This window comes from Micrococcus sp. LASM2_SD2 (genome assembly GCF_057364565.1).
Genome location: NZ_JBNFOB010000050.1, coordinates 1 through 11,512 on the forward strand (window position 1 = coordinate 1; position 11,512 = coordinate 11,512).

At 71.2% G+C, this 11,512-nt stretch carries 8 protein-coding genes and 2 pseudogenes; 2 read left to right on the forward strand and 8 right to left on the reverse strand.

What is annotated here, in order from left to right; all coding sequences use genetic code 11:
* Nucleotides 1-656: 656 nt before the first annotated feature.
* Nucleotides 657-1,568 carry a hypothetical protein gene (locus tag AC2W7A_RS04560; protein ID WP_485990318.1) on the forward strand — a complete coding sequence of 304 codons (912 nt, stop codon included), beginning with the start codon at nt 657-659 and terminating at the stop codon, nt 1,566-1,568.
* 111 nt (nt 1,569-1,679) lie between these two features.
* Here AC2W7A_RS04560 and AC2W7A_RS04565 read toward each other — a convergent pair whose 3' ends face one another.
* From AC2W7A_RS04565 to AC2W7A_RS04575, 3 genes are all read right to left on the reverse strand, one after another.
* Nucleotides 1,680-3,839: an ABC transporter ATP-binding protein gene (locus AC2W7A_RS04565; protein ID WP_485990319.1), complete on the reverse strand. Its 2,160-nt coding sequence runs from the start codon at nt 3,837-3,839 to the stop codon at nt 1,680-1,682.
* On the reverse strand, nt 3,836-5,593 hold the full coding sequence (locus AC2W7A_RS04570; protein WP_485990320.1) for an ABC transporter ATP-binding protein: 1,758 nt from the start codon (nt 5,591-5,593) through the stop codon (nt 3,836-3,838). The genes AC2W7A_RS04565 and AC2W7A_RS04570 overlap by 4 nt, the downstream gene beginning before the upstream one ends.
* A gap of 171 nt (nt 5,594-5,764) precedes the next feature.
* The gene (locus AC2W7A_RS04575; protein WP_485990321.1) at nt 5,765-6,550 is read right to left on the reverse strand and encodes a MerR family transcriptional regulator; all 786 of its coding nucleotides are present in this window, start codon (nt 6,548-6,550) and stop codon (nt 5,765-5,767) included.
* Nucleotides 6,551-6,850: 300 nt separating this feature from the next.
* On the opposite strand from AC2W7A_RS04575, the pseudogene AC2W7A_RS04580 reads away from it, so the two are divergent.
* Nucleotides 6,851-7,321: pseudogene (locus AC2W7A_RS04580) on the forward strand (acyl-CoA thioesterase); the annotation flags it as partial.
* Nucleotides 7,322-7,386: 65 nt separating this feature from the next.
* On the opposite strand, the gene AC2W7A_RS04585 reads toward AC2W7A_RS04580, so the two are convergent.
* The 5 genes and pseudogenes from AC2W7A_RS04585 to AC2W7A_RS04605 all read right to left on the reverse strand — a co-directional run.
* Nucleotides 7,387-7,662, reverse strand: coding sequence for a metal-sensitive transcriptional regulator (locus AC2W7A_RS04585; RefSeq protein WP_485990322.1), 276 nt, complete (start codon nt 7,660-7,662; stop codon nt 7,387-7,389).
* A gap of 269 nt (nt 7,663-7,931) precedes the next feature.
* The gene (locus AC2W7A_RS04590) at nt 7,932-8,684 is read right to left on the reverse strand and encodes a sulfite exporter TauE/SafE family protein (protein WP_485990323.1); all 753 of its coding nucleotides are present in this window, start codon (nt 8,682-8,684) and stop codon (nt 7,932-7,934) included.
* Entirely contained in the window at nt 8,684-9,331 is a 648-nt protein-coding gene (locus AC2W7A_RS04595) for a rhodanese-like domain-containing protein (protein WP_485990324.1), read from the reverse strand. Before AC2W7A_RS04595 ends, AC2W7A_RS04590 begins: the two co-directional genes overlap by 1 nt.
* 72 nt (nt 9,332-9,403) lie before the next feature.
* Nucleotides 9,404-10,818 (reverse strand): annotated as a pseudogene (locus AC2W7A_RS04600) (MBL fold metallo-hydrolase).
* Nucleotides 10,819-11,090: 272 nt separating this feature from the next.
* Nucleotides 11,091-11,512: hypothetical protein (locus AC2W7A_RS04605; RefSeq protein WP_485990325.1), on the reverse strand; the 422-nt coding region annotated here is incomplete at its 5' end.

Consider the following 11,512-nt stretch of genomic DNA (forward strand, 5'->3'; position numbering starts at 1 on the left):
GTGCGGCGGCGGGCAGCCCGGTCGACGGGTGTCGGGGGCGCCGGGCTCGGGCGACGAGGCGGGATCGGTGCGGGTGTGCGGACTCACCGGACCATTGTGGAGGCTGGGGCGGGCGGCGCCGAACCGGAGAGTGCGGTGGTCTCACGGGGTGCACGGGCGCCGAACCAGAGAGTGTGGCGGCCAGTGTGCGCCGAGCCAGAGAGTGTGGCGGCCAGTGTGCGCCGAGCCAGAGAGTGTGGCGGCCAGTGTGCGCCGAGCCAGAGAGTTCGGCTGGTTCCCGGGCCCGCGAAGCAGCCGGTTCCTCTGGCTCGGCGCTGGGAACCAGTCGGTGGACGGCCCCCTTCCCGCCGTTCACCGGACGGCCACCGGCGGCTCCCCCTGCGGTCATGCGGCGTCACTACGGTGTCCTGCGCACCCATCCGTGACCGGCGCCACGGCGCCGTGGAGAGAGGATCCCCCATGTCCCGCACCGCTCGTCGCCCGTTCGCCCTGGGCCGCCGCCGCGCCGCCCTCGCCGGCGGGCATCGGCGTCCCCGACGACGGCCGCCTCCGCCCCGTCCGCCGCGCCGTCCGCGCAGACCGCCTCCGAGGCCCGCGGCCCGCAGCACTCCTTTGAGTTCGGTGTCATCGGCGACGTCCCCTACGGCGACGCCCAGGTGGCCCGCTTCCCGGACATGATCGACGAGCTGTCCGCGCAGGAGCGGGACCTCAAGTTCGTGGCCCACGTGGGTGACATCAAGGCCGGCTCCGCGGAGTGCTCGGACGAGTACTTCGCCATGATCCGCGGTGAGTTCGACCGCCTCGCCCTGCCGTTGGTGCTGACTCCCGGGGACAACGACTGGACGGACTGCCACCGCACGAACAACGGCGCCTACAACCCGCTCGAGCGTCTGGACGCCTTCCGGGACGTGTTCTACCCGCGCGCGGACCGCACCCTGGGCGACTCCTCGATGCGCATGGACACCCATGACGAGATCGGCCTGCCGGAGAACGCCCGCTTCCGCGAGCGCCGGGTGGAGTTCGGCGTGGTGAACATCCAGGGCTCGGAGAACTCCACCCTGCCGTGGAAGGGCCTCGGCGAGACGGAGCCGACCGCCGAGCAGCTCGCCGAGGTCGAGGAGCGCAACGCCGCGAACGCGGCCCTGATCGACGACCTGTTCGACGACGCGGAGCGCACGAACGCCCGCGGCGTGGTCATCATGACCCAGGCGGACATGTTCCTGCCGGCGCAGGTGGTGGACGGCGAGGTCGTGGACCCGGAGACCGTCGAGGCCTTCCGCCCGGCCGTGCAGCAGATCGCCGAGCGCGCCGCCGAGTTCGACGGCCCGGTGTACCTGATCAACGGCGACTCGCACCGCTACCACCACGATGCCCCGCTCGCGGCCGGCTCGCCCTGGCTCGAGGCCTACGGGGTGGACCCGGTGGAGAACCTGGAGCGCATCACGGTGGAGGGCGACGCCAGCTCGAACGAGTGGACCCGCTTCACCGTGGCCCCGCAGCACGCGGGCAAGGGCCGCCATGCGGAGCAGGACCTGCTGACCTGGGAGCGCGTGCCCTACACCTTCTGATCCGCCTCACCGAACCAGAGACTTCGGCCCCTTCACGTGCATGTGAGGGGGCCGAAGTCTCTGGTCCGACGTGCCGGGGGGCGGCTCGGCTCGGCGGCTCAGCGCTGCGGCTCAGCCCTGCGGCGCCGCCCCCGTCCCTGCGTCCGGTGCCTCGGCGTCCTCCCCGGTCACGTCCACGGCGGCGCCCTGGAACTGGCTGCGGTACAGGCGCGCGTAGGCCCCGCCGGCGGCGAGCAGCTGCTCGTGCGACCCCTGCTCCACGATGTCTCCGTGCTCCATCACCAGGATCACGTCCGCGTCGCGGATGGTGCTCAGCCGGTGGGCGATCACGAAGCTCGTCCGGTTCGAACGCAGCGCCGCCATCGCCTCCTGCACGAGCACCTCGGTGCGGGTATCCACGGAGGAGGTCGCCTCGTCCAGGATCAGCAGGTCAGGCTGTGCCAGGAACGCGCGGGCGATGGTGATCAGCTGCCGTTCGCCGGCGGAGATGTTCGCCGCGTCCTGCTCGATCACCGTGTCGTACCCGTCCGGCAGCGTGTGCACAAAGCGGTCCACGTAGGTCGCCTTCGCGGCCTCGAGCACCTCCTCGTCCGTGGCGTCCAGGCGGCCGTAGCGGATGTTCTCCCGGATGGTGCCGCCGAACAGCACGGCGTCCTGGAGCACCATACCGGTACGGGCGCGCAGCCGCTGCCGCGGGATGGTCGCGATGTCCTCGCCGTCCAGCAGGATGCGTCCGCCGTCGACCTCGTAGAACCGCATCAGCAGGTTCACCAGGGTGGTCTTGCCGGCGCCGGTCGGCCCGACGATCGCCACGGTCTGCCCCGGCTCGGCCATCAGGTTCAGGTCCGTGATCAGCGGCTTCTCGGGCGTGTAGGAGAAGGCCACGTGCGCGAACTCCACCCGCCCCCGTACCCCGGCACCCCCGGCGCTGTCGTTCGGGAATCCGTCACGATCCACAGCGCTGTCGTTCGGGAGAACGTCGCGTTCCGTCGCCCCGCCCACCGGCTTCCCGACGACGGCACCCGCCTCCGTCTCCCGGCCCGCCCGCTCGGGGCGGTCGGCCGGGGCGGCCTGCTCCGTCTCCTCCGGCTCGTCGAGGAGCTCGAAGATGCGCTCGGCGGAGGCCACACCCGAGATGAGCATGTTCGCCATGCCGGCGACCTGGCCCAGGGGCTGGTTGAACTCGCGGGAGTACTGGATGAACGCGGTCACGGCGCCGAGGGTCATCTGGCCGTTGGCCACGCGCAGGCCGCCCACCACGGCGATGCCGACGTAGCCGAGCCAGTTCACCCACTGCATGATCGGCATGATCATGCCGGAGAAGAACTGGGCCTTGAACGAGGCCTCGTACATGGCCTCGTTGCGCTCGTCGAAGCGGGCGGCCATGTCCTCCTGGCGGCCGAACACGGTCACCAGTTCGTGCCCGGTGAAGGACTCCTCGATGTGCCCGTTCAGCCGCCCGGTCTCCCGCCACTGCGCGGTGAACAGCTGCTGGGACCGCTTGCCGATCACACCCACCACCACGCCGGCCACCGGCAGGGCGATCAGCGCGATGAGGGCCAGCTGCCAGGACAGCCAGAACATCATGCCCACGATGCCGATGATGGTCAGCACCGAGTAGAAGAGCGTGGAGAACGCCTGCTGCATGGCCTGCTGCACGTTGTCCACGTCATTGGTGGTGCGGGAGAGCAGGTCGCCGCGCTGGCGGGTGTCGAAGTGGGACAGCGGCAGGCGGTTCAGCTTCGCCTCGATCTCCTGACGCAGCCGGTAGACGATCCGCATCACCAGGTCGTTGAGCAGCCGCCCCTGCAGCCACATGAACGTCTGCGCCACCACGTACATGGCCAGGACGGTGAGGATCAGCCGCCCCAGCTGCTCGAAGTCGATGCCCTGCCCGGGCACGAAGTCCATGCCGGAGAGCATCTCCGCGGCCTGGTCCTGACCCTGGGCCCGCATGCCCGCGATGACCTGATCCCGGCTGGTTCCCGCCGGCATCTGTCCGGAGATCAGGCCGCCGAAGATCGCGTCCATGGCCTTGCCCAGCACGTGCGGGGCCCACACATTGAGCACCACGGCCACCAGGACCATGGCGAACACCACAGCCATGCTGATGCGCTCGGTGCGGAACAGGCCGAGCAGCCGCTTGGCCGAGGGCCAGAACGCCTTCGCCTTGCGCGCGGGCCCGTCGCCCCAGTCGTCGCCGGCCCCGGACTCCTGGAGCTCGACGATCTCCTCGTCCGTCAGCTCCGTCTTCGCCTTCTGCTCGCTCACGCCAGCTCCTCCTCCCGGACCTGGGAGTCCACGATCTCGCGGTAGGTCTCGTTGCCGGCCAAAAGCTCCTCATGGGTGCCGTGCCCGACGATCCGGCCCTCCTCCAGGACGAGGATCTGGTCCGCCGCGGTGATGGTGGCCACGCGCTGGGCCACGACCACCCGGGTGGTGTCCCCGTACCGCTCGTCCAGGGCCGCCCGCAGCCGCGCGTCCGTGGCGACGTCCAGGGCGGAGAACGAGTCGTCGAACAGCAGGATCCGCGGGTCCGCCACCAGCGCGCGGGCGATCGAGAGGCGCTGACGCTGCCCGCCCGAGACGTCCGTGCCGCCCTGGGCGACGTTCGAGTCCAGGGCCGTGGCCGTCGTCGTGCCGGAGCCGGTGGTGCGGGCGCGGACGAAGTCCGCGGCCTGCGCGGTCTCCAGGGCCGCCCAGATCTGCTCGTCCGTGGCCTCCGGGGCGCCGAAGCGCATGTTCTCGGCCACCGTCCCGGAGAACAGGTAGGGCTTCTGCGGGACGTAGCCGAGGGCCTGCGTCAGCTCGGCGCGGGAGAGGTCGGTGACGGGCACGCCGTCGATGAGGACTTGCCCGGAGGTGGCGTCGTAGAGGCGCGGGACCAGGCCCAGCAGGGTGGACTTGCCGGAGCCGGTGGAGCCGACGATCGCGGTGGTGGTGCCCGGCTCCACGGCGAAGGAGACGCCGTCCAGGACCGGGGCGTCCGCACCCGGGTAGGCGAAGGTGACGTCCCGGAACTCCAGGCGGCCGCGGCGCTCGGCAGGGGCCACCGGGGAGACAGGCTCATGGAGCGTGGGGACGGTGTCCAGGACCTCGCCGATGCGGCGGGCGGAGATGATCGCGCGCGGGAGCATCATCAGCATGAAGGTGCCCATCATGACGGACATCAGGATCTGCAGCAGGTACTGCATGAACGCCGTCAGCGCTCCGACCTCCACGAGGCCCGCGTCCACGCGCTCGGCGCCGAACCACAGCACCGCGGCGGTGGCCAGGTGCAGGACCATGGTGATCACCGGCCCCAGCAGCACGAACAGCCGGCCGATCGCCACGGACGTGCGCGTGAGGTCCGCGTTGGCGCCGGTGAAGCGCTCCGCCTCGTGCTCCTCGCGCACGAACGCGCGGACCACGCGGATGCCCACGATCTGCTCGCGCATCACCGTGTTGATCGCGTCGATGTTCGTCTGCATGCGCTGGAACAGCGGCATCAGCCGGGAGGCGATCAGCCCCACGATCACGATCAGCACCGGCACCGAGACCCAGACGAGCCAGGACAGCCCCGGGTCCTCGCGGACGGCCATGATGATGCCGCCGACCGCCATGATCGGGGCGGTGACCATGAAGTTCAGCGCCATCAGTGTGAGCATCTGGACCTGGTTCACGTCATTGGTGCCGCGGGTGATCAGCGTGCCGGCACCGAAGCGGCCCATCTCCTCCGCGGAGAAGCGGTCCACGCGGGTGTAGACCGCCCGGCGCAGGTCCCGGCCAAAGCCCATGGCGACCTTCGCGCCGAAGTACACCGCCGAGATCGCCGCGGCCACCTGGACGAGCGCGACGCCGAGCATGACGCCGCCGAGCTCCCAGATCCGGCCGGTGTCCCCGCGGGCCACGCCCTCGTCGATGATCCGGGCGTTCAGGCTGGGCAGGAACAGCATGGCCAACGTGCTGACCAGCTGCAGGACGAGCACCGCCAACACCATGCCCAGGGCGGGCTTCAGATGGCGGCGCATCAGGGTCCAGAGCATGGAAGTCCTTCAGTGTGCGGGGTGGAATCGGGCGGGGCGGGGCGGACCGGGGCGTGAGGCAGGGAACGGACGACGACCGGATGCGGCGGCGCCGCGAGCATGGCGGACCACACTCATTGTGCACCGCGCGGGGTCTGCGCGCCTCCCGTCGCGCCTCCCTTCAGCCGCCCCTCAGCCCTCCTGCCGGTCCGCGTTCGCGTGGATCGCGTCCCGCAGATACGGCGCCAGCCCCGGGGCGAGGTCCTCGTAGGTCTGCGCGAACCGCGGGTCCGCCACGTACATGTCCCCCAGGTTCCGGTGCATGGCCGGGCAGACGTCGAAGTACCAGCGGCTCATGTGCTGTCGTGCGGCCTCGGCGGCGTTCATCGCACGCGCGGAGTCCGCGGGCTCCCCGGCCTGCAGCGCCGCCACGATCAGGCCGTTCACCTCGTCCATCTCGGCCTTGATGCGTGCCCAGTCCTCGGCCCCGTATCCCTGCGTTCGCCGCTGGGACTGTGCCCAGGCGTCGGTGTCCCCCCAGCGCTGTTCGGCCTCGGCCTGGTACCCCTCGAACTCGTCGGCGTACGCGGAGCCGAACAGGTCCCCGAACAGCTCCTTCTTCTCGGCGTCGGTCATCGTGTCCTCCTGGTCGTCCTGGTCCTCCTCGGCCAGCGCCGTCTCGAGCGCCCGCCGCATCCGCTGCAGCTCGTCGATCCTGCCGACCACGTACTCACGCTGACGTTCCAGCGCAAGGCGACGGTCCGTCGTCGGACCGGGGATCTCGTCCAGGCCGAAGCCGAGCCGCCGGTAGGCGACCACCTCCTGCAGCCGCGCGACGTCGTCCGGGCCGTAGAGGCGGTAGCCGGCCGCGGTGCGGGCGGGGCGGACGAGTCCGAGGCGGTCGTAGTGGTGCAGGGTGCGCACCGTGACCCCCGTGAGCTCGGCGACCTCGCCGACCGTGAGCTGTCTGTCTTCCATGGGCACGAGTGAACACCCTGACGTCGCGTGAGGGTCAAGGCGGGAGGGCAGACGGCGTGAAGCGCCCGAATCGACGATTCTTCGGCGGATCGGACCAGACGGGGGCGATCCGGCGACTTTCCGTCGACTTCACGGAACATCCCACAGCACTCACCGCTCCCCCGCCCCCGGGCAGACTGGTGCCATGGACAAGGACGCCCAGACCTCCCCCGCCGCCTCGGCTGCCTCGGCCGGCGCCTCCGCCGCCGGAACCACGACGACGGCCGCCCCCTTTCGCACGACGCGCACCGCCGCCATGAGGTCACCCTGCGCTTCCTCGCCGCACCCACGGACGTGAACTGGGGCGGCAAGGTGCACGGCGGCATCGTGATGGAGTGGATCGACACCGCGGCCTACCTGTGCTCCTCCCGCTACTACGGCCAGGACACCGTGGCGGTGTTCTCCGGCGGCATCCGCTTCTACCGGCCGCTGCACATCGGGGACCTGGTGGAGGTCGAGGCGCGGCTGATCTACACCGGCAGCAAGGGCATGCACGTGGCCGTCCACGTCCGTTCCGGGGACCCGAAGGGGGACGAGCTCGCGCTCACCACCTACTGCCTCACCGTGATGGTCGCCCGGGACGAGCACGGCGATGCCGTCCCGGTCCCCGCCTGGGAGCCCGTCACGGACGAGGACAGGGCCCTGTGGCAGCACGCCCGGGATCTGCTGGAGATCCGCGCGCAGGCCCCGGGCAACCGGCTGCCGAACCACCTGCTCGAGCGGCGGGACTGACGCCGCCGGTCACGATGCGCCGGCCCCAGCCGACCGGGTCTCGTCAGCACGGTGCGTGCGGCGGTTCAGGAGAGGGTGAGGAAGAGCTTCTCCAGCTCCTCGACGGTGAGCTTCTCCTCCTTCTCGGCCTTCTCCGGGTCCGCGATGCAGTGCTGCATGGCCGAGGAGACGATCGTGAAGCCGGCCCGGTCCAGGGCCGTGGAGACAGCGGCGAGCTGGGTGACCACGTCGCGGCAGCTGCCCTCCCCCTCGACCTCGCGGATGACGGCGTCGAGCTGCCCGCGGGCGCGCTTGAGGCGGTTGAGGATCTTGCGCTGGGTGGCGTCGTCGGCGGCACGCATGGCGGCTCCTTGGGTGTGTGGAGGGGGAAGACGAACGGGTGTGTGCGGGGGCGGTGGGACTGTGAGGATACCCGGCAGGGTATAACGACGACGGCCGGTCGCCTTCCTGGCGACCGTCATCTTCGTCGTCGAACCAGAGAGAGTGGTCACTTGGAGGGGCAGGGATCCAGCCAAACCTTCTGGCTCGGCGCGGGACCCCGGCCAAACCTTCTGGCTCGGCGAAGGGGACCCGACCGGACTCTCTGGCTCGGTGCACGGCTCGGCGCGGCTCAGCCGAGCAGGGCCAGGCCCTCCCGGACGAGCACGAACGCGCCCATCACGAGGACGAACCAGCCGAAGCCGTTCTTCAGCGCCTGCTGCGGAACCCGGTGGGTGAGCGGGGCGCCGACCAGCGCGCCGACCACCGCCGCACCGGTCACGGGCAGCACCCAGGACCAGTCCAGCGACGTCCCGGTGAGGTGTCCGCCGAGCCCGGCCAGGGAATTCATGGCGATCACCATGAGGGACGTCGCCACGGCCTGGCCCATGGGCAGCTTGGCCAGCAGCACGAGCGCCGGGACCACCATGAACCCTCCGCCGGCACCCACGGTCCCGACGGCCACGCCGATGCCCAGACCCTGCAGCAGGGACTTCCACAGCGGCGTCGGCGGAGTGGCCGGGTCCACCGGCTTCCTGTCGCGGATCATGCCGATCGCGGAGGCCACCATCATCACGGCGAACAGGACCATCAGCAGCGCGCCGGGCAGGCGTGCCCCCAGCAGGCCACCGAGCAGCGCGCCGACCATGGAGGACACCCCGAAGACCGCGCCCACACGCCACTGGACGGCGCCGCGACGGGCGTGCGGCACCAAGGCCACCGCCGAGGTCACGGCCACCACGAACAGGGATCCGGCGATCGCCTGCTCCGGCGGCAGCCCGGCCACATAGGCCAGCAGCGGGACGGTGAGGATGGATCCGCCGCCGCCGAGCAGCCCCACGAGGAGGCCGACCACCACCGCCAGGAGCAGGACGAGCCAGAGCATCAGCGCACCGACTCCTCACGGTCTACCGCGGCACCGGCGCCCGCCTCGGCCTCCGGAGCGCCGTCCTGGCAGGCCCGGGCCACATCGTCGAGCACGGCCTCGGCCGGACGCTCTTCGGCCACCCGGTTCCACGGCATCTTCGCGAGCACGGCGGCCATGGCGCAGGTGTCCGACACGGCGGACCAGCTCAGCCCGGCGCCGATGGCCGCGGGGATCAGCCCCAGCCGGCGCGGGCCCAGCTGCGAGGCCACGGCCCCGGCCAACGCGATGGAACCGGCGGTGAGCCGGACCTGGCGGTCCATGGACCAGCGGGAGCCACGGCGCACCACGTCCCCGCCTGCGGCGACGTAGGCGGAGAGGCCGCCCTCCAGCACCTGGGCGGAGGTGAATCCGGCCTCGGCGAGGCGGTCCTGGGCGGTGCAGGCCCGGCTGCCGGACTGGCAGACGAGCACCACGTGCCCGCCGGGGCGCTCGACGAGGTCCTGCGTGTGCTCCTGGAGCAGGTCCAGGGGCACGTTGTAGGAGCCTGCGATGTGCTCGGTCTCGAACTCGGCCGGGGTGCGGACGTCCACCACCACGTCCCGCGCGGAGTCCAGGCGGCGGCGCAGCTCGGCGGGGCTGACGGGGATCACGGTCACAGGGGTCATTTTTCCTCCGGTGGGAGAGTCGTGGAAATCAGAAAGGCCTGTCCAGCTCAGGGGCCGGACTGCCCGCAGGGCTCAGGCCTGAGAGTCCCAGGCGGCGTAGGAGCCCTCGAGCTCGACCACGTCGAACCCGGCGCGGCGCAGGGCCTGGGCGGCCACCACGTTGCGCAGGCCGGACTGGCAGAAGGTGACCAGCTGCCGGTCCTTCGGCAGCTCGTCCTGGTGGAACAGGACCTTGCCGGCGTTCAGCTGCATGGCGTCCGCCACCGTGCCCGCGGAGAACTCGGTCTTGTTGCGCACGTCCACGAGCACGGCGTCGGCCTCCGAGTCCGGCCCGCCGGCCTCATCGGCCGCGACCTTCTTCTTCAGCTCATCGGCGGTCACAGTCGGCACCGGCTCCAGCTCGAGTCCGTCCAGTGTCCGCACGAAGGCCGCGGCGGTGTCCACGCCCACCCGGATCATGTGGTCGCGCATGTCCTCGGCGTCCTCGAGCCCGTCGGCGAGCAGCACGATGTCCGCGTCGTCGTTCTCCGGGTCGTAGGCCCAGCCCACGTGGTGGCGACCTTGCCGCGGGACGGGAAGGCCAGCGCGCCCGGGACGGTGCCGGCGAGGATCTCGTCCACGCCGCGGGTGTCCGCGAACACCGCGCCGGAGGCCAGGGCCTTCTGCACGCCCTCGGCGTCCAGCTCCTCGAGCTCCTTCAGCTCGCCCAGGAGGGCCGGGCCCTGCTTGTTCTGCCGCTTCATGCGGGCGAAGTAGGCGTGGGCGTCCGGCTGGCCGTCCAGTAGCTCGTCGATGAAGCCCTGCTCGTCGGCCTCGGCCAGGTAGCCGGCCCACCAGGCGTTCTTGCGCTCGTAGCCGACCGTGGTGGACGGCAGCGCACCGAGGGCCTTGCCGCAGGCGGAGCCGGCGCCGTGGGCCGGGAAGACCTGCACGTGGTCCGGGAGGGTCAGGAACGCCGACTGCAGGGAGCGGAAGAGCTGCTTGGCACCCTCGAAGCGGGTGTCCACGCCGCCGGCCGCCTCGTCCAGCAGGTCCGGACGCCCGAGGTCGCCGGCGAACACGAAGTCGCCCGTGAGCATGTAGCCCGGCTCGTCGGTGAAGGCGCCGTCGGTGACCAGGAAGGACAGGTGCTCCGGGGTGTGGCCCGGGGTGTGCACGGCCTGGACGGTGATGTTGCCGAGCTCGACGGTGTCCCCGTCCTTCAGCAGGTTGCCGTCGAACCCGTAGGTCCAGTCCTCGCCTCCCTCGCCGGAGAGGTGGATCCGGGCGCCGGTGGCGTGGGCCAGCTCGCGGGTGCCAGAGAGGTAGTCGGCGTGGATGTGGGTCTCGGTGACGTGCGTGATGGTCATGCCGTGCTGGGCGGCGAGGTCCAGATAGACCTGGATGTCGCGGCGGGGGTCCACCACGATCGCCTCCCCCTTCGCCTGGCAGCCGATCACGTAGCTCGCCTGGGCGAGGTCCTCGTCGTAGATGCGCTCGAGCAGCATGGCTGCCCCCCTTTCCGTGTGGTCGTCTCGGGCCGCGGGGCCGCGGCGCGGTCTGTGCTCCCCCGGGGCTTCCCGACGACGGCTCCTCACCTCTCGCTGTATACCCCCTGGGGTATGTGGTCATCACTCTACACATATACCCCCCGGGGTATGCAGTGCCGGTTCCGACGCTACATGGAGGGCACCGATCGCCGCGGGAAGCCGCCTACAGCACGACGACGGCCGCCCACCGGAAGGTGAGCGGCCGTCGTCGGGAAACGGGTACGGGCGGGTCAGCCGCCGGAGCCGAGCGAGATCTCGCGGCCCACGGTCATGGACGCTCCGGTGTTCTCGTTCCGGCACGAGACGCCGGTGGAGCCGGCCGTGCAGAGGAACTCGTTCAGGCGGGCGGACTGGCCGGGCACCAGGGTGTGGCTGACCAGGCCCTCGGCGCCGCCCATGTAGCCGGACGGGGTGAAGAGGGTGGCCGGGCCGGTGTTCAGCACCCGGGCGCGCATGAACTCGCCCTCCGGGGTGGTCTCGCACTCCACGTAGTACTTGTACATGTCGCACATGACGCCGTCCTGCGTCTCGAAGTACAGGTAGTCGTTGCCGTCAGCATGGGAGGCCTGGATGGTCGGCGCAGACGTGGTCGGCGCCTTCGGGGCGGCCTGGGTGGTGGGGGGCCGGGGCGGGCGCTGCTGTGGTCGGGGCG